Genomic DNA, 26,191 nt, shown 5'->3' on the forward strand with positions numbered 1-26,191 from the left:
GTGATGGGTACATCGGGGAGAAGGTTTAGAGTTCGGAGTCGGCCGTGGCGAGCGCAGCGGGCTTGCGCAGCTTCAGCAGCGGGCTGCAGACGATCACCGTGGCGAGGATGAGCAGGACGAGGGTCACGGGGCGTTCCAGGAAGATCGTCAGGTCTCCGCGGGAGATGTCCAGCGATTCGCGCAGGGAGCGTTCCATGAGCGGTCCCAGGACGAGGGTCAGGACCATGGGTGCCAGGGGGATGTCCAGGTGGCGCAGGGCGAGCCCGATGACGCCGAACAGGATCATGACGAAGACGTCGAAAACGGAGAAGTTGATCGTGTAGGCGCCTACCACCATGAACATGAGTATCAGGCCGGTGAGGATCGGGTACGGGATGCGCAGGATCGAGGTCCACAGGCCCACAAGCGGGACATTGAGGATCAGGAGCAGGATGTTTCCGATGAAGAGGCTGGCGATGATGGTCCAGGCGATATCGGCGTGTTCGACGAAGAGCGTGGGTCCGGGGGTCAGGCCCTGTTGCAGGAAGGCGCCCATGAGCACGGCGATGGTCGGGGAGGCCGGGATGCCGAGGGTGAAGAGCGGGATCAGTGCGCCGTTGGCATGGGCGTTGTTGGCCGTTTCCGGTCCTGCGACGCCCTCGACGGCACCTTGTCCGAGCTGGTGGCGGTATTTGGAGAATTTCTTTTCCGCCCCGTAGGACAACAGGGACGACACGGAGCCGGTCATGCCGGGAATCAGGCCCAGGCCGAAACCGATACCGGTGCCGCGGGCGAACGCCGGCGCGCTCCGACGCCAGTCGTTGCGCGTGGGCAGCAGGGCGCGCATTCCCGGTGCCTGGACGGCGACCTTGTCCTTGCCCGCCCGGTGCGAGAGGATCTCCGAAAGGCCGAACACGCCGACGATCACCGCGACGAAGCTGACGCCGTCGAGCAGCCGTTCCATGCCGAAGACGAATCGGGGGGCGCCGGCGACAGGATCGATGCCGACCATGGAGATCAGCAAGCCGATTGCGCCGGAGATCAGGGCCCGGACCATGGAACGGCCCGCGAGTGCGACAAGCAGGGAAATGCCCACCACGACCAGGGCAAAGAACTCCGGTGGACCGATCAACAGGCCGAGGTTGCCCAGGGGCTTGGCGGCCATCACCAGGCCGACGGTGGCGATGGATCCGCCGATGAAGGAGCCTGCGGCCGCAATGGTCAAGGCGACCCCCGCGCGGCCGAGTTTCGTCATGGCGTAGCCGTCCAGCGCGGTGATCGCGGACGCTGCCTCACCCGGCGTGTTCAGAAGGACGCTGGTGATGGTCCCCCCGTACGTCGTGCCATAGAAAATCGCGCACAGCATGATGATCGACCCGGCGGGGTCGAGGTTCAGCGTCAAGGGGATCAGCAGGGCGACGCCGGCGACGGGTCCGATGCCGGGAAGGACGCCGATCACCGTCCCCAGCAGGCACCCGACGAAGGCAAAGAGCAGGTTCTGCCAAGTCATGGCAGCGGCGAACCCGTTCATTAGTTCGTTGAAAACATCCATGGCTAGAGTCCGATCAGGCTAAGAGGAGGGACCGTCGCCGACGGCAGGCCGACATTCAGGCCAAGCGTGAAGAGGTAGTAGACACCGACGCTCCCGCAGAGAGCGATGACCAGCGACTTCAACCAGGAAATGCGGGCGCGGCGCTTGAGGTGGTACATCAGGAAGAGGAACACGCCCACCTGGAATCCGATGAACGGTATTGCCGCGGCGAGCACGAGAAGGCTCAGGACCACCGCGCGGACGTGCGACGGGTCGGTCGGTTCCGCCACTTCCGAACTCTGCGCGCCGACCCTCCGTTCCTGAAGGTGCCAGGCCAAGGACAGGAGTACCAATGCGGCCCCGAGGACGCAGGGGAAGAAGCCGGGTCCCGGCCCGAGTTCGGTCCATAGGCCAAGGCCCACCGACTCGGCGAAGACGTAGGCGCCGATGCCCGCGATCACGAACTGGCCCGCCACGAGTGAACGCCGCACCCGAGGACCCGAACGGTCTTCGGTGATTGGGGTCATGAGATTCCTCCGAAAATTATTTCGCGCAGTGACGCAAAGTTTCATACAATAAAATCTTGTAACGTGTGTTGAAATGATGACATGGATCACAAGGGCGGGTCAAGTAGCGTGTGTCACGTAAAAAATTGCGTAGGATGAAAGAATGACGGAGACAGCCAAAGGCCCCGAGCCGCGTTCGACCAGCACCATGCGCTCGCTCTCGCGGGCCATCGAGGTTTTCGAGCAGCTGCAGCGCTACGAGCACCCCCAGCGGTTGAACCAAATCGCCAAGGACTGCGGCATGAGCTCACCCACGACTTTGCGGATCCTCAGGGTCCTGCAGGAGTACGGCCTTGTTAGCCAGACGGATAAGAACTACCGGATCGGCCCGGCAGTGCTCCCCGCCGCGAGGGTCTTCCTCGAATCGGACCCCCTTGCCAGGGCCGCCCGGCCGATACTTCAACACCTTGCCGAACAGACCGGCTTGACGGCTTCGCTCTACTCCAGGCTGGGGTTCGAAAGGGTCCTGATCGAACGCGTCGTCGGGGCAGCATCGCTTGGCTACAACCTGCCACAGGGGCGGCGCCTGCCACTGACGGTCGGCGCCGCGGGAAAGATCCTGGTCGCCGCCCTGGACGCCGACCACCTCGAAGAGGTCGTTTCCGCCGCCATCGAGCGCAAGTACGAATCCGCCGGCTTCACGGTTGCCGACCTGCGGCGACGCCTACCGGACCCGGACCAAGACTTCTCCTACTCGGAGGACGAACGCGCGACCGGCGTCGTCTCGGTGGCCGTCGCAGTTCCCTCACGTAACGGAAGCGCCACCGAGTCGATCTCGCTGACTTCGCCCGTGGAATCGTTTTCGCGCGAGAAGATGGAGTCCCAAGTGCCCGAACTGCGCCATTCGGCACGGCGCCTAGCTGATCTCCTGGCCAGCACGATGTACTAGCCATAGTCGGTTGGGCGTTCCCGCGGCCCGTCGCATTGGATCGCCAAGACAGGATTTTTTCCACGTCGCTTCGTCGAAATTAATCGCAGGTTTGGAGCCACCGCCGGACCATCTGCCTATGCTGGGAGCATGGCGACGATCCTTCACCTGGCCGAACTAGAGTTCTGGGACCAAGCCCAAGCCACCGGCGTCTACCGGCGGTCGACACGAGGGGCAACCCTTGAGCAGGTCGGCTTCATCCACTGCTCGTCCCCGGGACAGTTGCCGGCGGTTGCTGGCTACATCTATGCCGATTATCCGGGCGAGCTGGTGGTGCTGGAGTTGGACGGCTCCGCAATTGCCGCCGCGGGAATCGAGATCCGCTTCGAGGACGGCGGCGACGGGCAAATGTTTCCCCACCTTTACGGGCAGCTGAGAACCGAGTGGGTGCGGGGCGTTCACCGGGCCTCCATGGTCGCCGGGGTGCTGTCCTCGCCCGGGCTCGAAAGCGCGACAGGGGGCACTTCGTGACCGCGTCCTCGCCGCAGGAAAACGGTGTTCCGCCCCGCGGCAGAAAGCCGGTCGTCACTTGGACCCTGATGCTTCTTGCCGTGGCCATCACGCTGCTGCTGCCTGACTGGAGCGGAACCGGGGCGCTGTTGCCGGCGTGGTTCATGGCCGCGCCCATGATTCTGGGACTGGTTGGTGCGTGGCTTGCCTGGCGCGCCGGGTCGATGGGCTGGGCGATTGCCTCGGGTCTTCTGGGGCTGGTGCTGGTTCCCGGCTTGCTGCAGACCGTCACCCTCGTCTCGGGTCCCTAGACCGGTGGGCGACCTGGCAGAGCATGGATGCGGCAGTGCCTAATCGGTAGGGTTACAGACATGACGATGAACGTGGGGGAAACGTCCATGGTCCGTGCTTTGCGGATCGATGAACAGGATTTGCTGGCGCGGGCCACCTTGGGAAACGCGAATTGGCCTGGTCCACGGTTCACCCTCGACCAGGTCCTGCAGATGCCCGTCTTCGCCCGCTATTTCGCGTCGTGGCCCGGGCCAGGCGACTTCGGCCTCGTTGCCGAGGACTCGGCAGGGGTTCCCGTCGGTGTCGTGTGGCTGCGCTACTTCGCGGCCGCCAGCCCGGGATACGGTTTTGTCGCCGAGTCGATCCCCGAACTGTGTGTCTGGGTCGCCGAGGGGCAGCGCGGACACGGACTGGGTACCCGTATGATCACCGGAATCCTCGAGCAGGCACGATTCAGGGCCTTGCCAGCGATCAGCCTCAGCGTCGAAACGGGAAACCCCGCACGTGTGCTCTATGAGCGATTCGGGTTCGCTCCGGCCGGACCCTATTTCGATGCGGGAACCCTCGTCATTTACCTCTAACGCGGTTCCCGGGCGGTCGTCCCCTGGTCAGCGAAGGTCCAGGCGCATCAGCACGCGCGGGAACCCGGCCAAGACCGAGCCGGTGTCCGCTGCCTTCGTGAATCCGGCACGCTCGAAGAGGGCACGGGTTCCGACGTATGCCGCGGTGCGATCGGTAGTCCTGCCCCGGTTGTCCAGCGGGTACCCCTCGATGGCCGGCGCCCCGTACTCCTGGGCAAATTCCACCGCCCCGGCGAGCAGCGCGTGGGAAATGCCCTTTCCGCGGAATCCCGCCCGCACCCGGATGCACCACACCGACCACACCGCAAGATCGTCCACGTGCGGGATGGTGCGGCTGCGTGCAAGTGCCGTGTCCGCCCTCGGGTGCACGCCGGCCCAGCCAACCACCTCGTCTCCCTCGTAGGCAAGAACCCCGGGAGGCGGGTCCTGGGCGCACAGCCCCCGCACGATCTCCGCGCCGTTGGCCGAACGACCCGGTCCCGCCGCACCGCCCAGCCGGTGGCCCAGGCACCAGCAGGCCTTCGCCTCGGGATCCCTTTTCGGACCCAGCATCGTTCTGACGTCATTGAAATCGGTTGCGGCACGCACCTCTGTCACCATGCCCCCACGGTGCCACTGCGGCACCGGCCCGGGCAAGGCCCGCGGCGCCCGGCTACTTGCTGCGGCCCAGGGTGGTAGACACGGAGTGCACCAGCGCCTCGAGCGGGCCGCGCCGCCCCAGGAACTTGAAGAGAAGCCCGGCCAGCAGGCAGCCCACCGCGTAGATGATGAACAGCCCGGTGCGCGGCAGCGGGGCCGAGACATCGCTGAAAAGATCCAGGGCCACCAGATGCGTCGCATACAGCGTGAGTGTTGCGGCACCGGCACCCGTCAACGGCCAGAGCAGCATTTCGCCCACCTGGCCGAGCAGCGCCGCCAGGGCCAGGCACACCAATTGCGCCGCGCCCAGCACCGCCAGCGCGCAGCCGACGACGTGCAGCAGATCCAGCGGGGCGCCCGAGTGCGGGGCGGAGATCGCCAGGAACCAGCCGCTGTCCGCGGCATTTCCCAGCCGCTGGCCGGTCACCAGCGACACCGCCAGTTCCTCCGCGCCCAGGTTCGCGGCGCGGGCCAGGGAGGCGAATGCGCCGGGCTGCTCGAGCAGCCATGCCGACAGGGCCTTGGAACCGACCGCGAGCGCGGTGCCGGCCGCGCCGATGGCCAGGGCCACCGGCGGGCGGGACAGGCCCAGGCGCCCCACGCACAGCCCGGCCAGGATGAACCCGAACCAGGCCAGCAGCGGGTAGTAGCCGGTGAGCAGCAGGTCTGCCAGGAACACCGCGGGGGTGAACAGGTCCTCCGGCAGCGGGGAGGCGCCCAGGCGGTGCGGATCGAGCAGCTCCATGGCCCAGGGGGCCGCCAGGTACAGGGCAAAGGGGGAGAGGGCCAGCCAGCCGGCGGCCCAGATGCCGAGCGTGCGGGCGCGCATCCCCAGGAACGGGATCGCGCACAGGAACAGCACCGCGTAGTGCACCAGGATGACGGCGACATTGGTGTCCAGCATGCCCAGGCCCAGGCCCAGCACGAAGACCAGCAGCGCCCGCACCGCCACCGAGCGGCGCACCCCGGCAAGCTTGGGCGCACCGATGCTCCCGGACCCGCCGGAGAGCAGGGCCAGCCCCACGCCGGCCAGCACCACGAAGAGCGCCGAGGCCCTCCCGGAGAAGATGGCCGCCGCCCAGGTGGCGGCGGGCGAGCCGTCGGCATCGAGCATCCGCAGCGGCATGATGTGCACGGCAACCATCCCCAGCAGCGCCAGCCCGCGGGCCGCATCGACGCCCGCGATGCGCGTGCGGGGCCCGGAGCCACCGGTGCCCGGAGCGCGGTGGCGGGTGCCGCGGGAGGAGAATTGCGTCATGATTACAGCCTAAACGCATGCGCCGAATCAAACCTTGGCGCGTGCAAAGGGTAACCTTGGAGTCATGGCTGAAACTGCATTGCATACCCCGGGCAAGAACCACACCTTCGGAACGGTGCTCACCGCGATGGTGACCCCTTTCAAGGACAACGGGGAGGTCGACTACGAAGCAGCGGCCAAGTTGGCCGTCAAGCTTGTCGACGACGGCTGCGACGGCCTGGTCGTCACCGGCACCACCGGGGAAACCTCGACGCTTGCCGACACGGAAAACATTGCAATGTTCGCCACGGTCGTCAAGGCCGTGGGGCACCGTGCCAAGGTCCTGGCCGGCTCCACCACCAATGACACCGCACACTCGATCAAGCTTTCGCTGGCGGCGAAGGAAGCCGGGGTCCACGGCATCCTGGTGACCGCCCCGTACTACAACAAGCCTTCCCAGGCCGGCGTCATCGCCCACGTCGAGGCCATCGTCGCTGCGACGCAGCTGCCGGTGATGCTTTACGACATCCCGGGACGCGCCGGCATTGCCATGGCCCCGGAGACCATCATCGCGTTGGCGAAGAACCCGCTGGTCGTGGCCCTGAAGGACGCGAAGGCCGACTACCAGTCCACCACCACGGTGCTGGCGAACACGGACCTCGACGTCTACTCGGGCGACGACGGACTGACCCTGCCGCTCATGGCGGCCGGCGCCGTCGGCGTCGTCTCGGTCACCGCCCACGTTGCCGCGGCCAAGTACCGCATCCTGGTCGACGCGATGCTCGCCGGGGACCTGGCGACCGCCCGCAAGGCCCACTTCGAGCTGGACCCGATCCAGCGCGCGGTGATGAGCCACGTCCAGGGCGCCGTCGCGGCGAAACACATTCTTAACTGGCAGGGAGTCCTGCCGAACACCGTGGTCCGGCTGCCGCTTGTGGCACCGTCGGAAACGGAACTCGAAACCATCCGCACCGATTTGCGCGAGGGCGGATGGGAGCTCTAGAAAGGTAAGCAATTCATGACCGATTCCTCCGTTGGGACCATCGATACGGTTCACAACCTTCCGTCCAAGCTCAAGCCGGGCACCCTGCGCATCGTGCCGCTTGGTGGCCTGGGCGAGATCGGGCGGAACATGGCCGTCTTCGAAATCGACGGCAAGCTGCTGATCGTCGACTGCGGCCTGCTCTTCCCCGAGGAGCACCAGCCGGGCGTGGACGTCATCCTGCCCGATTTCAGCTACATCAAGGACCGCCTCGATGACGTCGTCGGCGTCGTGCTCACGCACGGCCACGAGGACCACATCGGTGCCGTCCCGTACCTGTTGCGCCTGCGCGCCGACATCCCGCTGATCGGCTCGCGGCTGACCCTCGCGCTGATCGCCGCCAAGCTGGAGGAGCACCGCATCAAGCCGGTGCTGCGCCAGGTCGCCGAGGGCGACGTGGAGACCTTCGGCCCGTTCGAGACCGAGTTCGTTGCCGTCAACCACTCGATCCCCGACGCGCTTGCCGTGTTCATCCGCACCGATGCCGGCAACGTGCTGCACACCGGCGACTTCAAGATGGACCAGCTGCCGCTGGATGGCCGCATCACCGACCTGCGCCACTTCGCCCGCCTGGCCGACGAGGGCGTGGACCTGTTCATGACCGACTCCACCAACGCGGACGTCCCCGGCTTCACCACCGCGGAAAAGGAAATCGGCCCGGTGCTCGAGTCCCTCTTCGGCCGTGCCCGCAAGCGCATCATCGTCGCCTCCTTCTCCTCGCACATGCACCGCGTGCAGCAGGTCATCGACGCCGCCCAGGTCCACGGGCGCAAGGTCGCCTTCATCGGCCGCTCCATGGTGCGGAACATGACCATCGCCGAGAAGCTCGGCTACCTTCACATCCCCGCCGGCATCCTGGTGGACATGAAGAACGTGGACAAGCTTCCCGACAACAAGGTCGTGCTGATGTCCACCGGTTCGCAGGGCGAGCCGATGGCCGCGCTCTCGCGCATGGCCACCGGCGACCACCGCATCCAGGTCGGCCCGGGCGACACCGTCATCCTGGCCTCCTCGCTGATCCCGGGCAACGAGAACTCGGTGTTCCGCGTGATCAACGGGCTGATGCGCCTGGGCGCCGACGTCATCCACAAGGGCATGGCCAAGATCCACGTCTCGGGCCACGCCTCGGCCGGCGAGCTGTTGTACTGCTACAACATCATCCAGCCGCTGAACGTGATGCCGGTGCACGGCGAGACCCGCCACCTGATCGCCAACGCCCGCCTGGCCGCCCAGTCCGGCGTGCCGGCGGAAAACGTGCTGCTCACCGAGGACGGCTCGGTCGTGGACCTCAAGGACGGCGTGGCCAAGCTCGTCGGCCAGGTCGACTGCGGCTACGTCTACGTGGACGGCTCCAAGGTCGGCACCATCACCGACGAGGACCTCAAGGACCGCGTCACGCTGGCCGAGGAGGGCTTCATCTCGATCATCTCGGTGATCAACCGCCAGTCCGGCAAGCTGATCTCGGGACCCGAGATCCACGCCCGCGGCGTGGCCGAGGACGACAAGGTGTTCGACGAGATCAAGCCGAAGATCGCCGAGGCCCTCGAGGATGCGGTGCGCAACAACCCGACGCACACCACGGCCCAGCTGCAGCAGATCGTCCGCCGGGTCATCGGCTCGTGGGTCTCGCGCAAGCTGCGCCGCAAGCCCATGATCGTCCCGGTGGTCCTGGAAGCGTAAGTTCAAACGACGAGTACCCCGCATCGGCTTTTGCCGGCGCGGGGTACTCGTCTCTTAACGGGATTTCCGTTGGCCGCAGATGCCTGGGATGTTTCAGTGTTCCATTGTGGAGACGCCGGCCTCGTGACTGGCAACGGGAGCATCCTGGCGCGCGCGGGGGATCAGCAGGACCGCAACCAGTCCCAGTGCCGCTGCCAGCAGGAATGAATAGAAGTTCCATGCAAAGCCCAGATCCGATTCCAGAATGAGCCCCACCATGAGTGGTGCCACCACGGCGCCGAGTCGTCCCACCCCGAGCGTGATCCCCACGGCGGTCCCTCGGGCCCAGTCCGGGAAATATGCCGCGGCGTAACCGTTGACCAGGATCTGGGTGCCGATCGATCCCAGCCCGGCCAAGGCGACGAACGCGTATAGCAGCACCGCGTTCGGCTGCAGGCTGAGGCCCACCAAGGTGATGACCGCGGCGGTGAACGCCATGGTCACCGCGAACCGCGAGCCCAGCTTGTCGGCCAGGGACGCCGTGGCCAGGCTGCCGGCAACGGCTCCGAGATTGAGCACGAGCAGGAAACTTATCGAGGACCCCAGCGGGTAGCCGGCAGAGCGCATGATCTGCGGCAGCCAGGTGTTAAGTCCATAGACGAGCAGCAGCCCGGCGGACGAGGCGATCGAGAAAAGCGCCAGCGGACGAAGGCGGCCCGGACCCACCAGGTAACGCAGCACCGCTCCCCGGCCCGAGCCTGCCAACGGCGCGATGGCAACAGGCGCAAGTCCGTAGGCTCGGGACAGTTGCTCCGCGCGCCCGGTTTCCCCGCGCCTGAGCAGGTAGGTCATGGATTCGGGCAGGTGCCTGGCGATCAACGGCACCAGGACGAGGGCGGGCGCGGCTCCCATCGCGATCAGCCACCTGAAGCCCAAGGGTTCGATGAGCACGAGGGCCAGCAGCGCTGCCAGCACCCCGCCGACCGAGTAGCCGACGAACATCATGGCGTTGAAGAACTGTTTCCGTCCTGCCGGGGCGTATTCGACGGTCAGTGCAATGGCGGTCGGCATGACACCGCCCAGGCCGATTCCGGCCAGCAGCCGGGACAGCCCGAATATTTCCGGACTCGGGGCGAGGGCGCTCACCAGGGTCAACACACTGAACCAGATGGTGCTGGCCAGCATGACGCGGCGCCGTCCAAAGGAGTCCGAGAGCGTGCCGACCAGCAAGGCTCCCAGGAGCATGCCGAGGGTGGTGAGGCTGCCGATGATGCCGAGCTCGCTGGCCTCGAGCCCCCACTGCGGATACTCGAGAAGCACGGGGACGATGGCTCCGAAGACCATCAAGTCGTAGCCGTCCAGGACGATGACTGCGAAGCAGAGGGCGACGACCAGCAGCGGTGAGCGCGAGCGCAGGTCGGGGGACATTGGATTCATGGGGTTTCTTTCCAAGGGTGGAACCGGTGCGTGAACCGGTTAGGCCGAGACGGGCTGTAGGGAACGTGCTGCCTGGTACTCATGGATCCAGGCCAGGTGGCGTTCCCACGCATCCGGCGCCGCAAGCCGGGCGTTCCGGGCATCGGCGCGTGCGCCGTCGGGCAGGTGCAGGACGTCGCCGGTCGTCGCCGAGGCGAGCTGGACCTTGCGGGTGCGGTCGATCCGCACATCCTGGTAGCGCTGGCGTGCGGCGTCCCAGCCGGAGCCGTCTTCGAGCCCCTGGATGAGGCAATCGGCCAAGACAATGGCGTCTTCGATGGACTGGTTCGCTCCCTGCCCGTGATGCGGAACCAGCGCGTGGGCGGCATCTCCCATGAGGGTGACGCGCCCGCGGCTCCACTGGTGCAGCGGCGGACGCTGGAACAGGGCCCAGCGGTCCCCGGTGGGCGCGGCTCCGATCATCTGCTGCACCGCAGGATGCCAGCCTTCGAAGGCCGCAAGGTGGGCTCCTTCCTCGTCGGGCGCGGCCCAGGCCGGACCCTCCCACGGTCCGCCGTGCCGGCGCACCAGAAGGTAGTTCTGCTCGCCGCTGCCGATCGGGTAGTGCAGCAGGTGGCCGCCGGGCCCCATCCAGAACTGGATGGCCTCCGGATCCGGCAGGTCCGCCAGGGCCTCGGGGGAGACTATCCCGCGCCATCCGGAACAGCCGGAGAACTGGGCGTCGTCGTATCCAACGACGTGGCGGCGCAGCGTCGACCGTGCGCCGTCGGCGCCGATGACCAGATCGGCCTCGACGACGTCCCCGTCGCTGAAGTGGAGGCGCACGGCATCGGCGGCCTCCTCAATGCGTGCGCATTCCTTGGAGAGGTGCAGGCCCTCGCCGCCGAGGCGATCCACGAGCAGCTTCTGCAGGTCCGCGCGGTGGATGCCGTAGTACGGCGCACCGCAGGCAGCCTGGTACTCATCGCGCGAGGATATCCGCCCGATGACCCGCCCGTCGCGGCCATCGCGGAAAACCAGCCCGTCCACGCTGGCAGATGCCGCTGCCAGCCCGGCCCCGATGCCGGTGCGCTCCTCGAGGTAGCGGGTCGCGTTGGCCGACAATGCCACGGCCGCACCCACCTCCCGAAGTTCCGCGACCCGGTCGAACACCAGCGGCTCGAGGCCGCGGCGTCGTAGTTCGATGGCAAGCGTCAGCCCGCTGATGCCAGCGCCGATGATGGCAATGCGGCGGCCACGCGGCTGGTTGATGGTGGTCTGCATGAAAAACCCTCCTGAAGGAAATGGCGCTTGTGCGTCCCTCAACCCTAGATATTCGTGATGCGGAGCACGTCGGCATGCGGTAGCACTTCCCGCGCATCATTTCCGACACGGTGTCGCAAAAGATGCATCCCGGACTTCGGAATCGACCTAGAATGAGCGGATGAACCGCATCCCCGAACTCCACGACGCCATCCAGGACCTGTCCGAAGCCCTGGACCGGCGACTGGTGGTGCTGGACCGCACCATGCGGGTGGTCGCCTATTCAATCCACGAGTCCCCGGAGGACCGGCTGCGGCTCTCCCGCATCCTGGCCCACAGCGACTCGTGGGACACCCCCGCCACCGCGCACCAGGACAGTGCCATCCAGGTGGTGGACGGCGTCGGGTCCGTCGTGATGTACCGGCTGCTGGGTGCCGACCGGCACATCGTCGGTCACCTGATGCTGAGCATGGCGGAGGGCCCCGACGCCGCACCCGAGGTGGACCTCGTCACCGGGAACCGGCTCGGTCGCATCAGCCGGCTCATGGAGGTACGCGACTCGAACGCCCGGTCCCTGCTGGACCGCTCGAGTTCGCTTGCCGTGGACCTCGTCGCGCTCGAGGACGAACGGCGCCAGGGAGCGGCGGCAACCCTGCTCGGCGAGGAAATCTTCGGGGCCTCCGAGCACTACTGCGCGGTCGCGATCGGGCCCGGTGTATTGGATGCCACGCCAACGGACCTCGGGCGAGTGGAGCAGGCGGTCGCGCAGACGATCCGATTCGTCAACGACACGTCGACGGCCAGCGTGATCGGCGGCGTGACCATCGAAGGCACCGGCGTGCTCATTTTTCCCCGGCCGGTGGTTGCCCCGCGTCTGGCACGCATTCTCTCCCGTCCCCAGCTTGCCCCGGCACGGGCCGGCATCGGCCCGCTGGCGCCCCTGGATGCGCTGCACGATTCCTACCGGCGGGCTGGCTGGGCCCTTCGCGCCACCAGCCTGGCACCCGCCGACCACCCGGTGGCGGTCCACTTCTCCGACACGGGATCCGATGGCGTCCTGGCCACCTTCCCGTTGGACGGACTCGGGGTGGCGGACCTGCCCACCCCGGTGCGGAACATCCTTCTCCAGAAGAAGACCCGCCCCTGGGCGGCGACGCTGGAGGCCTTCCTGGAGAACGCCGGAGACATCCAGCGCACCGCGCAGGTGCTCAAGGTGCACCGCTCCACCATCTACTACCGGCTGGACCGACTCACCGAAGTGGCCGGCGTTGACCTGCGGCTGGGCAGGGTCCAGCGCGACCTGCACCTGGGCCTCAGGCTTGCCCGGCTGGCCGGGTTCCTCGAACAACCCGTAGTTTCGGGGCGGTGACGGTTCGCCAAATCCACCCCTGCGAACCGTGGTTCCGGCATGGCTTCGCGAGATGCAGCCAACGACCCGGCGGTCGGATCGTTGTTGAAAACGGTGCCAAGCCGGGGCGGGCCAATGCCATCCGGTTCCCCATGGCCTGGCATGCCCGGCGTCTCGTCGACTTCCGGCCGTGGGTCATCCTGCGGTGGGAGCCGGCGCCCCGAACGCGAACGCACGCCCCTGCTGTGACGCTTCTCCAAGGACCCCAAGCCCCGGCGAACCGTGTAAATTCAGGGATCGGGCGCCCTTGGGCGATACCCTAGAGCCATGGCCCCACGTACATCCTCGCAAGGCGAGGGGAAAACGACCACGCGCAAACCGCGTGCGTCGAGTTCCTCGTCCAAGACGACCCGAAACTCCAAGAGCGCACCGGCACCGGTCGAACACGACTTCCCGCTGCCGGTGCGCATGGTGCGCTCCTTCTGGATGGGCATCGCGCGGGTCACCGGCGGGGCCTTCCGCAAGGTCGGCCGCGACGTGCACCCGCCCTACGAGGTGCGCCGCGACGGGACCGGGCTCTTCCTGGTCATCCTCGCCATCGTCATTGCCTCGGTGGAGTGGTGGGGGCTGCGCGGGGTCGGCAGCTACGGCGGGTTCGTGCATGCGGTGGCCGGCGGGACCTTCGGGTTCATGGCCGCGCTCATGCCCCCGATCCTGCTCATCGGCGCCATCCGGCTCTTCCGCTGGCCGGAGGAGCACCGCGCCAACAACCGCGTGGGCATCGGCCTGGCCCTGCTCTCGCTGGCCGGATCCGGGATCTCCCACGTCGTCGGGGGACTGCCCCCGGTCTCCGCGCCCTTCGAGGACCTCTGGGGAGCCGGCGGGATGCTCGGCGCCCTGGTCTCCGTCCCGCTGGCAGGTCTGGTCTCCGGCCCCGGCGCCATGGCCGTGATGATCGCGCTCGCGCTGCTGAGCCTGATGATCCTCACCGCCACCCCGTTCAGGCACATCCCCGCACGCTTCCGCGAGGGCTACGAAAAGCTCATGGGCCAGCACCCGGAAGGGCCGCGCCGCAACGGCACCGAGCTCACCGGGGACGAGCACGACCAGTCCTACCTCTACGACGAGCAGCCGGAGAAGAAGCCGCGCAAGAAGATGCGGCTCTTCGGCAAGGACAAGGACGCCGAGGCCGTTGCCGCCGAGGACCTGCTGGGCAACACTGGCGAGGGCGCCTACGACACGGCCGTCATCACCGACGCCTACGACCACACCATTGCCCCCGGAAGCCACCCGGTGGACCTCTACGACGAGGCCGTCGAGGACGCGCACGAGGAACCGGCGATCCGCCCGGGCGTGCGCCGCCCCACCAAGGACGAGCGCGAACGCGCCGCGATCATGGACGCGGTGGGACTGGGCCGCGAGCCCGAGGCCGACACCCAGGCCATGAGCGCCATCGACCTGGCCAGCTACGACGACGACGCCACCGGCGCGATCCCGCAGGTGCCCTCGCGCCCCGCCGCGGCCCCGCTGCCGCCGATCCCGGCGCGCACCGAACAGCTCCAGCTCTCCGGGGACGTCGCCTACACCCTTCCGGCCTCCGACTTCCTGCCGGCCGGCCCGCCGTCCAAGGAACGCTCCGAGGCCAACGACGCCGTGGTCGCCGCGCTGACCAACACGTTGCAGCAGTTCAAGGTCGACGCGCAGGTCACCGGGTTCTCCCGCGGGCCCACGGTCACCCGCTACGAGATCGAGCTGGCCCCGGGCACCAAGGTGGAGAAGGTCACCGCCCTGTCCAAGAACATCTCCTACGCCGTGGCCTCCTCGGACGTGCGCATCCTCTCGCCGATCCCGGGCAAGTCCGCGATCGGCATCGAGATCCCCAACGCCGACAAGGAAATCGTCGTGCTCGGGGACGTGCTGCGCAGCCACAACGCCCGCAAGACCGACCACCCCATGGTCATGGGCGTGGGCAAGGACGTCGAGGGCGGCTTCGTGGTGGCGAACCTCGCCAAGATGCCGCACCTCTTGGTGGCGGGCGCCACCGGCGCGGGCAAGTCCTCCTTCGTGAACTCGATGATCACCTCGATCCTGATGCGTGCCACCCCCGACGAGGTCCGCATGGTCATGGTCGACCCCAAGCGCGTGGAACTCACCGCCTACGAGGGCGTCCCGCACCTGATCACCCCGATCATCACCAACCCGAAGAAGGCCGCCGAGGCGCTGCAGTGGGTGGTCAAGGAGATGGACACCCGCTACGACGACCTCGCGAACTTCGGCTTCAAGCACGTGGACGACTTCAACAAGGCGGTGCGCAACGGCAAGGTCGTGGTTCCGGAGGGCTCCAAGCGCATCCTGAAGCCCTACCCGTACCTGCTGGTCATCGTCGATGAGCTCGCGGACCTGATGATGGTCGCCCCGCGCGACGTCGAGGACTCCATCGTGCGCATCACCCAGCTGGCGCGTGCCGCCGGCATCCACCTGGTGCTGGCCACCCAGCGCCCCTCCGTGGACGTCGTCACCGGATTGATCAAGGCCAACGTGCCCTCGCGCATGGCGTTTGCCACCTCCTCGGTCACCGACTCCCGCGTGGTGCTCGACCAGCCGGGCGCGGAGAAGCTGCTGGGCCAGGGCGACGCGCTCTTCCTGCCCATGGGCACCTCCAAGCCCATGCGCGTGCAGGGGGCCTGGGTCACCGAGTCCGAGATCCACTCGGTCGTCGAACACGTCAAGGGCCAGCTGAAGGCCGAGTACCGCAACGACGTGGCCCCCGAGGCCCCCAAGAAGCAGATCGACGACGACATCGGGGACGACCTCGAGCTGTTGCTGCAGGCCACCGAACTGGTGGTCACCACGCAGTTCGGCTCCACTTCGATGCTCCAGCGCAAGCTGCGCGTGGGCTTCGCCAAGGCCGGGCGGCTCATGGACCTGCTCGAGTCCCGCGGCGTGGTCGGGCCCTCCGAGGGCTCGAAGGCCCGCGACGTGCTGGTCAAGCCCGACGACCTGCCCGAGGTGCTCGCGGCGATGCGCGGGGACGAAACCGGTGCCGGGGACATCGTTCCCAGCGCCCAGGAGGCCGCGCTGGCGGAGAATGCCAACGCCAACCACTACGGCACCGACCTGGTCGCCGAGGACCTCGACGGCTTCGAACAGGCGGTTGACTACCACGACGGCGACGACGAGCCGGGGTCGGAAGACGCCTGGAACCTTACCGGCAGGTAGCCTTGTTCCGTGACTGAAACCCCAGCGAACCCGACTCCGGCCCACGTGCCGACCCTGAACATCGCCAACGTGCTCACCGTCCTGCGCATCCTCATGGTGCCGTTCTTCATCTGGGCCCTGGTGGCCGACGAGAAGGACTACGGCCTGATGCGCTGGGTGGCCGTGGCGATCTTCGCGGCCGCCATGTACACCGACAAGCTCGACGGCGACCTGGCCCGCAGCCGCGGGCTGATCACCAACTTCGGCAAGATCGCCGACCCGATCGCCGACAAGCTGCTCACCGGCTCCGCCCTGGTGATGTTCTCGATCCTGGGGGAGTTGGCCTGGTGGATCACCGTGGTGATCCTGGTGCGCGAATGGGGCATCACACTCGTGCGCTTCGTGGTCATCCGCTACGGCGTGATGGCCGCCTCGCGCGGCGGCAAGCTCAAGACCGTGATGCAGACCGCCGCGATCCTGCTCTACCTACTGCCCTGGGCGCACACCCTTGACTGGCTGGGCGTCGTCGCGTTCATCGTGATGTTGCTGGCCCTGGCCGTCACCGTCGTGACGGGCCTGGACTACCTCATCAAGGCCTGGCAATTGCGCGCCGGGTCCGCCTCGCGCCGCTAGAAGGCACCGCCCGCCAAGACCACCCAGGACCGAAGGAGATGACACAGCCCATGGACGCAAACCCCTGCATCGAGCTCGCCGGCCGGGTCATCGCCGCCGCCAAGGCGGCCGGGACCAGTCTGGCCACCGCCGAATCCCTGACCGCCGGGATGATCGCGGCCACGCTCGCCGAGGTGCCCGGCGCCTCCGCCGTGCTGCAGGGCGGGGTGGTGAGCTACTCGAGTTCCGTCAAGGCCAACGTTCTGGGCGTGGATCCGGCGCTGCTGGCCGAGCGCGGATCCGTCGACGGGGAGGTTGCACGGCAGATGGCCGAGGGTGCCCGGCGCGCCTGCGGCGCCGACCTGGCCGTATCGGCCACGGGCGTCGCGGGTCCCGACGCCCACGACGGCAAGGATGTGGGCACCGTCTTCCTGGGCTACGCGTCGGGATCCGGCAGCGGCTTCACCGAACACCGCTTCACCGGCGACCGGGCACGGATCCGCATCTCGAGCACCGTGGCCGCACTGGAACTCCTTGCTTCCCACCTTGCGCCCAGCAAGCACACAGCTTGATGGGGCAAGGTGGCTATGAATCGTTTTGTGACACCAATGCGGATCGAATTGCGATTGGTGTGGCAAATCACCCAAGGGAATGGCTAAGGTGGGGGCGTGGGAACAAAAAACGACTCCCGGCAGTTATTACCCATGACGGGCACAAAACAGTGACCCGCACCGATCGCCCCACAAGGCATCTAGGACCGGAGAACAAAAGGCAATGCACATGGTCAAGCAACCAGTATCGGTAAACGGTGTGGTCCGTTGGCGTGATGTGGGCCTACAGAGCGAGGTCCGCCGCGATAAAGAGGAGCGCAAGATGGTAGTCCTTCGACATGAAATCGGTGACGTCCTGCGCGACGTTCGTCAACGCCAGGGACGCACCCTGCGCGAAGTCTCCCACAGCGCCCGCGTCTCCCTGGGATACCTTTCCGAGGTAGAGCGCGGCCAGAAGGAAGCCTCATCCGAGCTTCTCTCCTCGATCTGTGGCGCCCTCGAGGTGCCGCTGTCCCTCATGCTCCGCGAGGTCAGCGACCGCGTTGCCATTGCGGAAGGCATCACCATTCCGGATACGGTCCCCGTGGACCTGACCAGCGAGTTCGCTGGCGAATATCCGGTTGAACTCGGCAAGCGCCTGGCCCCGAGCCACTAGTCAACCCCACACGGACCCGGTGGTGTACCCGGGCTCCGTGGTATCGGCCCCCGTGCCGGTGTCCGTTCCTTTGCGAACAGGACTCCGGTGCGGGGGTCGTTTTGCTTAAGGCGCCCGGGAACCCGTGGCAGAATTGCGAAGGTGCGATTGAGTGATTTCTGGCGTCTGATGGACGACGAGTTCGGTGCGGGCTATTCCCGCACGTTGGCTTCCACCCTGGTGCTCTCCGCCGTCGGCGGGGTGAGCGCGCAGGACGCGCTGGCCAAGGGGGTCCCTCCGCGGGATGTGTGGCTGGCCATGTGCGAGATGCAGGATGTGCCGCCCGAGCGCCGGCTGGGCAGGGACCAGCCGATCCGGGAGCGGTAGAATATTCGAGGAACACGCCCACCGCTTTCGAATATCTGTTCGGAAGAGTGTAGAGTTCTCAGTGAGAGTTCGTCAGGGGGCGCGGCCGGGTTTTCCACAGCCGCGACGCCCTGAAACCAAAGTGTCGGCCACCCGTCGTACGCTCGTGGATAGACAAAGAGTACCGGCCAAACCCCTCATCGGGTGGCCCTAACAACCGAGGTGAACAATGGCCGTTGGTAAAGATCGCGAGAAGGCCCTCGAAGCTGCACTTGCACAGATCGACAAGCAATACGGCAAGGGCTCGGTCATGCGACTGGGCGACAAGACCGTTGCACCCATTGCCGCCATCCCCACCGGATCGGTGGCACTCGACATCGCCCTGGGCATTGGCGGCCTGCCGCGTGGCCGCGTGGTGGAGATCTACGGTCCGGAATCCTCCGGTAAGACCACGGTTGCCCTGCACGCCGTCGCCAGCGCCCAGCGCATGGGCGGCATCGCCGCCTTCATCGACGCCGAGCACGCTCTTGATCCCGAATACGCCAAGAAGCTGGGCGTCGACACCGACGCGCTGCTGGTTTCACAGCCGGACACCGGCGAGCAGGCCCTGGAAATCATGGACATGCTCGTGGGCTCCGGTTCCGTCGACATCGTCGTGATCGACTCCGTGGCGGCACTCGTGCCCCGCGCCGAAATCGAAGGCGAGATGGGCGACAGCCACGTCGGCCTGCAGGCCCGATTGATGAGCCAGGCGCTGCGAAAGATCACCGGACGCCTCAGCCAGACCCGCACGACGGCGATCTTCATCAACCAGCTGCGTGAAAAGATCGGCGTGATGTTCGGCAGCCCGGAAACCACCACCGGTGGCAAGGCGCTGAAGTTCTACGCATCGATCCGCATCGACGTGCGCCGCATTGAAACGCTGAAGGAAGGCACCGTCCCGGTCGGCAACCGCACGCGCGCCAAGATCGTGAAGAACAAGATGGCCCCGCCGTTCAAGCAGGCCGAATTCGACATCATCTACGGCCAGGGCATCTCGCGCGAAGGCAGCCTCATCGACATCGGCGTGGACCAGGGCTTCGTCAAGAAGTCGGGCGCCTGGTTCACCTACGACGGCGACCAGCTGGGCCAGGGCAAGGAGAACGCGCGGAAGTTCCTGCGCGACAACCCGGACCTCGCCAACGAACTCGAACGCCAGATCCTCGAGAAGCTTGGCATCGGCCAGGCCGCCGAGGACAAGGACGGCGACGGCGACAAGTTGCGCGTGGTCAAGGAGTCCTAGTCCCGTGGGCACCACCAAACACCAGGGCGGTTCGTCCGGCTCCCGTCAGGGAGCCGAACGGCCGCTTTGGTCGTTCCCGGCCGACGGCAATTCGGACTGGGGCGACCCCACGGAGATCCCCGCCTGGGCGCACAGCGAGGCGGCGTCCGCCGCCCCGCCGCCCGAGGAAGCACCCGGACCGCCCGAGGCAAAGCCGGCCTTCGGTGAACGCTCCGGATACGCGGGACGCAGCTCGGCGCGCGCGCCCAAGCGCGGCGCCGGCGGTGCAGGTTCCTGGGGCGGCGGCGGGCGCTCTTCCCAATCCGGGTCGAAGCGCACCTCTGCGCGCCCTCCGCGGACCCGGGACAGGACGCCTCGGGAAGCCAAGGAGCCCGTCGAGCTCACCGACGAGCAATATGCCACCAAGGGACGCGCCGTCATCCTGCGCCAGCTCACCGCCTCGGCCAAGAGCCGCGCGCAGCTGAAAACCAAGCTGCTGGAGAAGGAAATCCCCGAGCACATCGCCGAGGAGCTCCTGGAGCGGTTCGAGGAAATCCAGCTCGTGGACGACGAGGCCTTCGCCGAGGGCTGGGTGCGTTCGCGTTCCCGCAGCCGCGGACTGGCACGGTCGGCGATCAAGCGCGAGCTGCGGGACAAGGGGATCGAGGGCGACATCGCCGAGAACGCCCTGGAGCAGATCGACGAGGAGTCCGAGGAAGCAACCGCCCGCGACCTGGTGGAACGCAAGCTGCGGGCCCCCTCCATGGGGGCGGACAAGGAGAAGAGCGTGCGCCGGCTCGTGGGCATGCTGGCACGCAAGGGCTACGGTCCCGGCATGGCCTTCCGCCTGGTCAACGAGGCCTGGGAAGAGCGATTCGGACCCGATTCGGAGTATTAGTCTCCGGCTTGTCGTCTTCGGCCGGGAACAGGCGGAATTGGGTACCCTTGAGGGGTGACTGCGACCATTTCAATGACCGACGAGCAAGATTCAGCCGCGCCGACCCGTACCTACGAGGTCCGCACCTACGGGTGCCAGATGAATGTCCACGATTCCGAGCGCCTTTCCGGGCTCCTCGAGGCCAGCGGCCTCATCGAGCAGCCATCCGGGGAAGAGATTGCCGACGTCGTGGTCTTCAATACCTGCGCGGTTCGGGAAAATGCGGACAACAAGCTCTACGGAAACCTGGGCATGCTGGCAAAGGTCAAGGAAAAGCGCCCGGACATGCAAATCGCCGTCGGCGGCTGCCTGGCGCAGAAGGACCGGGAAACCATCCTGAAGAAAGCCCCATGGGTCGACGTGGTCTTCGGGACGCACAACGTCGGCTCGCTGCCTGCCCTGCTGGAACGTTCACGGCACAACAACGAAGCGCAACTGGAGATCCTTGAATCCCTCGAGGTCTTCCCGTCCACGCTGCCCACCAAGCGGGACTCGGTGCACTCGGGCTGGGTGTCGATCTCCGTGGGCTGCAACAACACCTGTACCTTCTGCATCGTCCCCTCGCTCCGGGGCAAGGAGCGCGACAGGCGGCCGGGGGAGATCCTGGCCGAGATCGAGGCGCTGGTGGCCGACGGGGTCATCGAGGTGACCCTGCTGGGCCAGAACGTGAACTCCTACGGCGTCGAATTCGGGGACCGGCTGGCCTTCGGCAAGTTGCTGCGCGCCTGCGGGAAGATCGAGGGACTGGAGCGCGTCCGCTTCACCAGCCCGCACCCCGCGGCGTTCACCGACGACGTCATCGAGGCCATGGCGCAGACCCCCAATGTCATGCCCCAGCTGCACATGCCGCTGCAGTCGGGCTCGGACAAGGTCCTCAAGGAGATGCGCCGCTCGTATCGGTCCAAGAAGTTCCTGGGCATCCTGGACAAGGTCCGGGAACTCATTCCGCACGCCGCCATCACCACCGACATCATCGTGGGCTTCCCCGGCGAAACGGAAGAGGACTTCCAGGGGACGCTCGATGTCGTTGCGGCCTCGCGCTTCTCCAGTGCCTTCACCTTCCAATACTCCAAGCGTCCCGGCACACCCGCCGCCGACCTGCCCGGCCAGCTGCCCAAGGCCGTGGTGCAGGAACGCTACGAACGCCTCACCGCCCTGCAGGACCGGATCTGCGCGGAGGAAAACGCCAAGCAAATCGGCCGCACCGTCGAGGTGATGGTCACCGAGCATGCAGGTCGCAAGTCCGGGGAAACCCACCGGCTCTCCGGACGGTCCACCGACCAGCGCCTCGTGCACTTCTCCGTCCCCGCGGGCGGGGAAACCCCGCGCCCCGGCGACCTGGTCACCGTCCCCGTGACCGGTGCCGCAGCCTTCCACCTGGTCTCGGACCCCGCGTCCCTCGGGGACTACTCGGTGCGCCGATCGCGGGCAGGCGATGCCTGGGACCGTTCGCAGGCGGACTCCTGCGGGGTCCCGGCCACCGGCGCACCCGCAAGCGGCGGCGTGTCCCTGGGCATGCCCGCGCTTCCCCCGCGCAAGTAGGGCACCGGCCATGAACCTTCCGGTGATTGCCGTCCTGGGACCGACCGGGACCGGCAAGTCCGACCTGTCCATCGCCCTGGCCCAGGAACTGGGCGGGGAAATCGTGAACGCGGACGCCCTGCAGTTCTACCGCGGGATGGACATCGGCACGGCCAAGCTTCCGGTCGCCGAGCGCGGCGGGATCCCGCACCACCTGCTCGACATCATGGACGTCCGCCAGGAGGCGAGCGTGGCGCGCTTCCAGGCCGAGGCCCGCCAGGTATTCGACGAGATCCGCGGCCGTGGTCTGGTGCCCATCCTGGTCGGCGGGTCCGGCCTGTACGTGCGCGCGGCCCTGGACGAGATCGACTTCCCGCCCACCGATCCCGCCGTTCGCCGGCGCCTGGAAGCCGAGGCCGCCGAGGCGGGCATCGGCGCGCTGGCCGCGCGCCTGGCAGTCGTGGATCCGGAATCGGCGGCCAGGAACCTCGATGACAGGCGCCTGATCCGCGCCCTGGAGGTCCACGAAATCAGCGGCAAGCCGTTCAGCTCCTTCATGCCGCAGCGGAAGTACCACGCCCCGGCGACCCAGATCGGCCTGAACCTGGACCGCGCAGTGCTGCACGAACGGTTGGCGGCACGGGTGGGCATGATGGTGGACCTTGGCCTGCTGGAAGAGGTGCGCCGGCTCGACGGCCAGGGGCTGCGTGAGGGGAAGACGGCCTCGCGGGCCATCGGCTATGCGCAATTCCTGGCCGTGCTCGACGGCACCATGTCGGTGAAGGACGCCACGGAGAAAACGGTCATCGCGACACGTCAATTTGCCCGGCGCCAGGTCACCTGGTTCGGGGCCGATGACCGGGTGAACTGGTTCGACCCGACGGACAAGACACTGGTGCCACAGGTGCTGGCCCGTATCCGGGAATCCTGATTCCGCACGCACTGGCCCGGCCAGATGGACGTATTGGCGCGTGAGGGATTATCCGGCGATTCGGGACCAGGCTCAATCATGGTCATTGAGCACTTTTCTTGACAACCTTGACACCATTGCCCACCATCCGAGTCGATGGCATTCCGGGAGCGCGACGGCACACCCCGTGGCGCATCGGATTAGTGCCTGTTGCGGAAGGCCGCGGCTGCCCTCAGGGCTTCCTCGGCCACAACCTCATAGTTTTCACGTCCCTGCGTCAACGTCATGGACTCTTCGCCGTACTTCTCGTAGGCCAAATCGACCAGCTGACCAGGCTCCTTGATGTCCAAGGCGTTGATGATATGGCCCAGATCAGCAATATCCTTGGGTCGTTCCGCAGCGACCTTCATGGCGGCAAGCGTAGGTAGGTCTGCCAGCTGGATGGCTGCGGAGGAACCATCAGGGGCGGCCATCCAAGTCGCATCTTCCGGGAGGAACGCCATCGCGGGAATTGATCCAATCCGCGGGCAGGGCATATTCGACAGCCATCTCGCGCGCCACTTGTTCGACGGCGGCAGCACTCTTGTAACGCGCGTCGATGTCTCCGGTTCCCCGGTCAATGAGTCCATGGAGTAGAAGGGCGGCTCCACCGACAACTTGGATGTCCAGCGCGACGCCGCGGGCATGCAACCTTGCCTCTAAGTCCGCCAAGAGTCTGACGATGTCCTCACGCCGGAAACTTCCTGAGCTCACGCGCTGACCAGATCACGTTCACGGATCCACACGTTCAAGGTTTCCATTTCTGGAGGCGTTTCCTTGCGAATCAAATTCTTCATGCGGTCGCCTACCGGATACAGCTTCTCTGACAAGAACACTGGTGCGGCCGACGGCCGGATGCTCCGTGCCCACTGCGGGACAGGTGTTCCGGTCTTGCGGGCAACCCAACGCGTGATGGCGCCAAGCGCGGTCAGATACTCCGTGTCCTTCACGCACGGAGCCGTAAACATGAGGGCGCGACGAGCCCTCAGCGAGGCGCTTGCGTACTCGCCGATCAGACGTAGAGCGAACTCGTAATCCCCAGCCTCGAGTGTTTTCTCAAATTCCCGGGCGAAGTTCTCTCCTTGGATGTCCTCCGATGTGGCTCCGGGAGCGTCGAAGTCAAGCTTCTCCAGGGCGCGAAGGGCGAGTCCGAGAGAAGCGCTATCCTTCCCGGCCTCCAGCTCGACGATAAATTTGCGGGAAGTGCCGATGGCGTCGGCCAGTGCCTGCTGGGTGTAGCCCAACATCCTGCGTCGATCACGAATTTTGCCGCCTAGTGCATCCGCCGTGAAGCTGTTTGTGCCCATGCCCCCATTCTGTCACCGATCGGTTACATAGTCGAGTGATGCGCCACCGGATCTGCTGGTTTGGGCGCAAGGGATTTGCGGCACGTATTCTTAAGGCCATGAGCGCGAACGCCCCCACACCAGAGACCACCCCGAGCCTGCAGTCCGTCGTGGGGCGGCTTCCCTATGCCAAGGGGCATGGGACAGGAAACGATTTCGTCCTCGTTGCCGACCCCTCGGATGAGCACCGGCTTGACCGGGAACAGGTCGCTGCCCTGTGCGACAGGCACCGCGGCATCGGCGGCGACGGCCTGATCCGCGCGGTTCCCTCCGCCTCCCTGGCCGAGGGGCGCGAAGTCCTGGAATCGAACCCCGACGCCTACTGGTTCATGGACTACCGCAACGGCGACGGATCGATCTCGGAGATGTGCGGCAACGGGGTGCGCGTGTTCGTGCACTTCCTGCTGAGCGAAAAACTGGTCGACCTTCCGGTCGGTTCCCGGCTTTCCATCGGAACCCGCGCCGGCGTGAAGGTCGTGACCCGGCTAGAGGACGGCTATGCCGTGGACATGGGGCCCTGGGAGTTCATCTTCGAGCAGGCGGCCACCCAAAACGGGCTTGACTCGCGGGTGTTGACCGCCGGCCTGGACAAGGCGCGCGGAGCCCTGAGCATTTCCATGGGCAACCCCCACACCGTCGTGGCCGTGGCCAACGCCGGCGAGCTGGAGGGCGCGGAACTCTTTGCGATCCCCGACGTCCAGCCGGTGCCCCCGCAGGGAACGAACGTTGAATACGTCCTGGCCGCAGACCCCGTCGTCCAGGACGGCGTGGGGTCGCTGCGCATGCGCGTGCACGAACGCGGCGTGGGGGAGACACTGTCGTGCGGCACCGGGGCCTGCGCCGCCGCCGCAGCCACCCGCCATTGGGCCCAGGCCCAAGACACCCTCAGCTGGAAGGTCCAGGTGCCCGGAGGCGAGGTGGGCATCGAGTTCACCCAAGGCGCCACGGGGCGCGAACACGTGGTGCTCAGCGGCCCCGCGGTCCTGGTGTCCCGGGGCGAGATCACCGAGAACTGACAACGATGGCCGGATTCCCGCGGGGGAATCCGGCCATCGGCGCAAGGGGGCTAGGAAGCCTCGGGACGGGCCACGCGCAGGATGCGGAAGGCCTTGTCCGTCGAGACCCGCTCGATGCTCCAGTCCTGAGGCAAGACCGTGCCCAGCCACTTCTGCAGGGAATCGGCGCCCAGGTTCTTCTGGACCACCAGCCAGGCGATGCCGCCCGGGGCCAGGCGCGGCAGCCACAGCAACAGCAGTTCGTGCAGGGCCTCCTTGCCGATCCTGATGGGCGGGTTGGACCAGATCGTGTTGTAGGTGAGCTCCGGGTCGATCGCCTCGGGAAGCGCAACCACGACGTTCTTCAATCCCAGGGCCGCGGCGTTGTCGCGGGTCAGGGCGAGGCTTCGTTCATTCACGTCCACCCCGTACACCGTCGCCGCGGGTGAGGCCATGGCCATCGACAGCGCGATGGGTCCCCAGCCGCAGCCGATGTCGAGCAGGTTCCCTTGCTCCGCGGGGTCCGGAACGCCGTCCAAAAGTATGGCGGTTCCCTTGTCGATCCTGTCCGGGCTGAAGATGCCGCCGGAGGTTTGCACCTTGTGCGCGGTGCCGCGCAACTCGACGCTGATGTGGCGCCGCTTCTCCGGGGTGGAAGGCTGGGCGCTGAAATAATGTTCCGGGCTCATCTTGGCAGGTTAACCGCCTGGGGGCGGCAAACCCAAACCCGAGGCCCGAAATCGGGTCGCAACGATGTGTGAGATGCCTCAAGGCGCAATGCCGGGACAAGTGATAGAGTTTTCCGTATGACTTTCCTGTAAGACGCACAAACACGCGATCGACCCCTAGGTCCTTCCTCCCGCCGAGCCGTTGGCTCCCTGGCCGGAGACC

The 26,191-nt window shown here is 66.7% G+C and carries 27 protein-coding genes; 17 read left to right on the forward strand and 10 right to left on the reverse strand.

The genetic code is table 11. The features are described from left to right. Nucleotides 1-25 precede the first annotated feature (25 nt). Nucleotides 26-1,531, reverse strand: a complete 1,506-nt coding sequence (locus ACIPVK_RS08085; RefSeq protein WP_407611454.1) for a tripartite tricarboxylate transporter permease — start codon at nucleotides 1,529-1,531, stop codon at nucleotides 26-28. Nucleotides 1,532-1,533: 2 nt separating this feature from the next. Beyond that, nucleotides 1,534-2,037 carry a tripartite tricarboxylate transporter TctB family protein gene (locus tag ACIPVK_RS08090; RefSeq protein ID WP_407611455.1) on the reverse strand — a complete coding sequence of 168 codons (504 nt, stop codon included), beginning with the start codon at nucleotides 2,035-2,037 and terminating at the stop codon, nucleotides 1,534-1,536. Between the two features lie 142 nt (nucleotides 2,038-2,179). Between ACIPVK_RS08090 and ACIPVK_RS08095 the strand changes: the two genes are divergently transcribed. The 4 genes from ACIPVK_RS08095 to ACIPVK_RS08110 all read left to right on the forward strand — a co-directional run bounded on the left by ACIPVK_RS08095 (nucleotide 2,180) and on the right by ACIPVK_RS08110 (nucleotide 4,326). Further along, entirely contained in the window at nucleotides 2,180-2,965 is a 786-nt protein-coding gene (locus ACIPVK_RS08095; RefSeq protein ID WP_407611456.1) for an IclR family transcriptional regulator, read from the forward strand. Nucleotides 2,966-3,094: 129 nt separating this feature from the next. Next, complete coding sequence (locus ACIPVK_RS08100; protein WP_407611457.1) at nucleotides 3,095-3,475, forward strand: DUF952 domain-containing protein; 381 nt, start codon at nucleotides 3,095-3,097, stop codon at nucleotides 3,473-3,475. Continuing rightward, on the forward strand, nucleotides 3,472-3,765 hold the full coding sequence (locus tag ACIPVK_RS08105) for a hypothetical protein (protein ID WP_407611458.1): 294 nt from the start codon (nucleotides 3,472-3,474) through the stop codon (nucleotides 3,763-3,765). Before ACIPVK_RS08100 ends, ACIPVK_RS08105 begins: the two co-directional genes overlap by 4 nt. A 60-nt stretch (nucleotides 3,766-3,825) precedes the next feature. Next, nucleotides 3,826-4,326 carry a GNAT family N-acetyltransferase gene (locus ACIPVK_RS08110; RefSeq protein WP_407611459.1) on the forward strand — a complete coding sequence of 167 codons (501 nt, stop codon included), beginning with the start codon at nucleotides 3,826-3,828 and terminating at the stop codon, nucleotides 4,324-4,326. 27 nt (nucleotides 4,327-4,353) lie between these two features. Here ACIPVK_RS08110 and ACIPVK_RS08115 read toward each other — a convergent pair whose 3' ends face one another. Then, nucleotides 4,354-4,926, reverse strand: a complete 573-nt coding sequence (locus ACIPVK_RS08115) for a GNAT family N-acetyltransferase (RefSeq protein ID WP_407611460.1) — start codon at nucleotides 4,924-4,926, stop codon at nucleotides 4,354-4,356. A 52-nt stretch (nucleotides 4,927-4,978) separates the two neighbouring features. Beyond that, entirely contained in the window at nucleotides 4,979-6,223 is a 1,245-nt protein-coding gene (locus ACIPVK_RS08120) for a heparan-alpha-glucosaminide N-acetyltransferase domain-containing protein (RefSeq protein ID WP_407611461.1), read from the reverse strand. A gap of 64 nt (nucleotides 6,224-6,287) precedes the next feature. On the opposite strand from ACIPVK_RS08120, the gene dapA reads away from it, so the two are divergent. Both dapA and ACIPVK_RS08130 read left to right on the forward strand, forming a co-directional pair. After that, a complete protein-coding gene (dapA, locus tag ACIPVK_RS08125; RefSeq protein ID WP_407611462.1) occupies nucleotides 6,288-7,205 on the forward strand; it encodes a 4-hydroxy-tetrahydrodipicolinate synthase in 918 nt (305 codons plus the stop codon). Between the two features lie 15 nt (nucleotides 7,206-7,220). Then, nucleotides 7,221-8,924 (forward strand): ribonuclease J, encoded by a 1,704-nt coding sequence (locus tag ACIPVK_RS08130; protein WP_407611463.1) that lies wholly within the window; start codon nucleotides 7,221-7,223, stop codon nucleotides 8,922-8,924. Between the two features lie 93 nt (nucleotides 8,925-9,017). Here the strand turns inward: ACIPVK_RS08130 and ACIPVK_RS08135 are convergent, their stop codons facing one another. Next, nucleotides 9,018-10,340, reverse strand: a complete 1,323-nt coding sequence (locus tag ACIPVK_RS08135; RefSeq protein ID WP_407611464.1) for an MFS transporter — start codon at nucleotides 10,338-10,340, stop codon at nucleotides 9,018-9,020. A gap of 39 nt (nucleotides 10,341-10,379) precedes the next feature. Further along, nucleotides 10,380-11,603: an FAD-dependent monooxygenase gene (locus ACIPVK_RS08140; RefSeq protein WP_407611465.1), complete on the reverse strand. Its 1,224-nt coding sequence runs from the start codon at nucleotides 11,601-11,603 to the stop codon at nucleotides 10,380-10,382. A 160-nt stretch (nucleotides 11,604-11,763) separates the two neighbouring features. On the opposite strand from ACIPVK_RS08140, the gene ACIPVK_RS08145 reads away from it, so the two are divergent. From ACIPVK_RS08145 to miaA, 10 genes are all read left to right on the forward strand, one after another. After that, on the forward strand, nucleotides 11,764-12,951 hold the full coding sequence (locus ACIPVK_RS08145; protein ID WP_407611466.1) for a PucR family transcriptional regulator: 1,188 nt from the start codon (nucleotides 11,764-11,766) through the stop codon (nucleotides 12,949-12,951). Nucleotides 12,952-13,257: 306 nt separating this feature from the next. Continuing rightward, nucleotides 13,258-16,149 carry a DNA translocase FtsK 4TM domain-containing protein gene (locus tag ACIPVK_RS08150; protein WP_407611467.1) on the forward strand — a complete coding sequence of 964 codons (2,892 nt, stop codon included), beginning with the start codon at nucleotides 13,258-13,260 and terminating at the stop codon, nucleotides 16,147-16,149. Nucleotides 16,150-16,158: 9 nt separating this feature from the next. Continuing rightward, a complete protein-coding gene (gene pgsA / locus ACIPVK_RS08155; protein WP_407611468.1) occupies nucleotides 16,159-16,761 on the forward strand; it encodes a CDP-diacylglycerol--glycerol-3-phosphate 3-phosphatidyltransferase in 603 nt (200 codons plus the stop codon). Between the two features lie 50 nt (nucleotides 16,762-16,811). Further along, nucleotides 16,812-17,312 carry a CinA family protein gene (locus ACIPVK_RS08160; RefSeq protein ID WP_407611469.1) on the forward strand — a complete coding sequence of 167 codons (501 nt, stop codon included), beginning with the start codon at nucleotides 16,812-16,814 and terminating at the stop codon, nucleotides 17,310-17,312. A 208-nt stretch (nucleotides 17,313-17,520) separates the two neighbouring features. Next, a complete protein-coding gene (locus ACIPVK_RS08165) occupies nucleotides 17,521-17,946 on the forward strand; it encodes a helix-turn-helix domain-containing protein (protein WP_217390542.1) in 426 nt (141 codons plus the stop codon). A gap of 141 nt (nucleotides 17,947-18,087) precedes the next feature. Further along, nucleotides 18,088-18,312, forward strand: coding sequence for a DUF3046 domain-containing protein (locus ACIPVK_RS08170; protein ID WP_407611470.1), 225 nt, complete (start codon nucleotides 18,088-18,090; stop codon nucleotides 18,310-18,312). Nucleotides 18,313-18,520: 208 nt separating this feature from the next. Continuing rightward, complete coding sequence (gene recA, locus ACIPVK_RS08175; protein ID WP_407605596.1) at nucleotides 18,521-19,573, forward strand: recombinase RecA; 1,053 nt, start codon at nucleotides 18,521-18,523, stop codon at nucleotides 19,571-19,573. Nucleotides 19,574-19,577: 4 nt separating this feature from the next. Next, a complete protein-coding gene (locus ACIPVK_RS08180) occupies nucleotides 19,578-20,450 on the forward strand; it encodes a regulatory protein RecX (protein WP_407611471.1) in 873 nt (290 codons plus the stop codon). A gap of 72 nt (nucleotides 20,451-20,522) precedes the next feature. Next, nucleotides 20,523-22,031: a tRNA (N6-isopentenyl adenosine(37)-C2)-methylthiotransferase MiaB gene (gene miaB, locus ACIPVK_RS08185; protein ID WP_407611540.1), complete on the forward strand. Its 1,509-nt coding sequence runs from the start codon at nucleotides 20,523-20,525 to the stop codon at nucleotides 22,029-22,031. A gap of 10 nt (nucleotides 22,032-22,041) precedes the next feature. Further along, a complete protein-coding gene (gene miaA, locus ACIPVK_RS08190) occupies nucleotides 22,042-22,941 on the forward strand; it encodes a tRNA (adenosine(37)-N6)-dimethylallyltransferase MiaA (RefSeq protein ID WP_407611472.1) in 900 nt (299 codons plus the stop codon). Nucleotides 22,942-23,120: 179 nt separating this feature from the next. Here the strand turns inward: miaA and ACIPVK_RS08195 are convergent, their stop codons facing one another. From ACIPVK_RS08195 to ACIPVK_RS08205, 3 genes are read right to left on the reverse strand one after another with little or no spacing between them, the layout of a single operon-like run. Continuing rightward, entirely contained in the window at nucleotides 23,121-23,393 is a 273-nt protein-coding gene (locus ACIPVK_RS08195) for a hypothetical protein (RefSeq protein WP_407611473.1), read from the reverse strand. After that, entirely contained in the window at nucleotides 23,380-23,673 is a 294-nt protein-coding gene (locus ACIPVK_RS08200; RefSeq protein WP_407611474.1) for a DUF6036 family nucleotidyltransferase, read from the reverse strand. Before ACIPVK_RS08200 ends, ACIPVK_RS08195 begins: the two co-directional genes overlap by 14 nt. Next, nucleotides 23,670-24,266: a helix-turn-helix domain-containing protein gene (locus ACIPVK_RS08205; protein WP_407611475.1), complete on the reverse strand. Its 597-nt coding sequence runs from the start codon at nucleotides 24,264-24,266 to the stop codon at nucleotides 23,670-23,672. The genes ACIPVK_RS08200 and ACIPVK_RS08205 overlap by 4 nt, the downstream gene beginning before the upstream one ends. A gap of 98 nt (nucleotides 24,267-24,364) precedes the next feature. Between ACIPVK_RS08205 and dapF the strand changes: the two genes are divergently transcribed. Continuing rightward, nucleotides 24,365-25,321 carry a diaminopimelate epimerase gene (gene dapF, locus ACIPVK_RS08210; RefSeq protein ID WP_407611476.1) on the forward strand — a complete coding sequence of 319 codons (957 nt, stop codon included), beginning with the start codon at nucleotides 24,365-24,367 and terminating at the stop codon, nucleotides 25,319-25,321. A 50-nt stretch (nucleotides 25,322-25,371) separates the two neighbouring features. On the opposite strand, the gene ACIPVK_RS08215 is transcribed toward dapF, so the two are convergent. Further along, complete coding sequence (locus tag ACIPVK_RS08215; protein WP_407611477.1) at nucleotides 25,372-25,989, reverse strand: class I SAM-dependent methyltransferase; 618 nt, start codon at nucleotides 25,987-25,989, stop codon at nucleotides 25,372-25,374. Nucleotides 25,990-26,191: the final 202 nt, after the last annotated feature.

Origin of the sequence: Paeniglutamicibacter sp. MACA_103, from assembly GCF_045798555.1 — a bacterium.
In the GTDB taxonomy this organism is placed as follows: Bacteria; Actinomycetota; Actinomycetes; order Actinomycetales; family Micrococcaceae; genus Paeniglutamicibacter.

Coding starts and splice junctions, on each gene's coding strand:
- ACIPVK_RS08085 (WP_407611454.1), bottom strand. CDS start 1,531: ATGGATGTTTTCAACGAACTAATGAACGGGTTCGCCGCTGCCATGACT.
- ACIPVK_RS08135 (WP_407611464.1), bottom strand. CDS start 10,340: ATGAATCCAATGTCCCCCGACCTGCGCTCGCGCTCACCGCTGCTGGTC.
- ACIPVK_RS08215 (WP_407611477.1), bottom strand. CDS start 25,989: ATGAGCCCGGAACATTATTTCAGCGCCCAGCCTTCCACCCCGGAGAAG.
- dapA (WP_407611462.1), top strand. CDS start 6,288: ATGGCTGAAACTGCATTGCATACCCCGGGCAAGAACCACACCTTCGGA.
- ACIPVK_RS08195 (WP_407611473.1), bottom strand. CDS start 23,393: ATGGCCGCCCCTGATGGTTCCTCCGCAGCCATCCAGCTGGCAGACCTA.
- miaA (WP_407611472.1), top strand. CDS start 22,042: ATGAACCTTCCGGTGATTGCCGTCCTGGGACCGACCGGGACCGGCAAG.
- ACIPVK_RS08090 (WP_407611455.1), bottom strand. CDS start 2,037: ATGACCCCAATCACCGAAGACCGTTCGGGTCCTCGGGTGCGGCGTTCA.
- ACIPVK_RS08120 (WP_407611461.1), bottom strand. CDS start 6,223: ATGACGCAATTCTCCTCCCGCGGCACCCGCCACCGCGCTCCGGGCACC.
- miaB (WP_407611540.1), top strand. CDS start 20,523: ATGACCGACGAGCAAGATTCAGCCGCGCCGACCCGTACCTACGAGGTC.
- dapF (WP_407611476.1), top strand. CDS start 24,365: ATGAGCGCGAACGCCCCCACACCAGAGACCACCCCGAGCCTGCAGTCC.
- ACIPVK_RS08165 (WP_217390542.1), top strand. CDS start 17,521: ATGGTCAAGCAACCAGTATCGGTAAACGGTGTGGTCCGTTGGCGTGAT.
- ACIPVK_RS08205 (WP_407611475.1), bottom strand. CDS start 24,266: ATGGGCACAAACAGCTTCACGGCGGATGCACTAGGCGGCAAAATTCGT.
- ACIPVK_RS08130 (WP_407611463.1), top strand. CDS start 7,221: ATGACCGATTCCTCCGTTGGGACCATCGATACGGTTCACAACCTTCCG.
- ACIPVK_RS08150 (WP_407611467.1), top strand. CDS start 13,258: ATGGCCCCACGTACATCCTCGCAAGGCGAGGGGAAAACGACCACGCGC.
- recA (WP_407605596.1), top strand. CDS start 18,521: ATGGCCGTTGGTAAAGATCGCGAGAAGGCCCTCGAAGCTGCACTTGCA.
- ACIPVK_RS08140 (WP_407611465.1), bottom strand. CDS start 11,603: ATGCAGACCACCATCAACCAGCCGCGTGGCCGCCGCATTGCCATCATC.
- ACIPVK_RS08145 (WP_407611466.1), top strand. CDS start 11,764: ATGAACCGCATCCCCGAACTCCACGACGCCATCCAGGACCTGTCCGAA.
- ACIPVK_RS08095 (WP_407611456.1), top strand. CDS start 2,180: ATGACGGAGACAGCCAAAGGCCCCGAGCCGCGTTCGACCAGCACCATG.
- ACIPVK_RS08110 (WP_407611459.1), top strand. CDS start 3,826: ATGACGATGAACGTGGGGGAAACGTCCATGGTCCGTGCTTTGCGGATC.
- ACIPVK_RS08115 (WP_407611460.1), bottom strand. CDS start 4,926: ATGGTGACAGAGGTGCGTGCCGCAACCGATTTCAATGACGTCAGAACG.
- ACIPVK_RS08100 (WP_407611457.1), top strand. CDS start 3,095: ATGGCGACGATCCTTCACCTGGCCGAACTAGAGTTCTGGGACCAAGCC.
- ACIPVK_RS08160 (WP_407611469.1), top strand. CDS start 16,812: ATGGACGCAAACCCCTGCATCGAGCTCGCCGGCCGGGTCATCGCCGCC.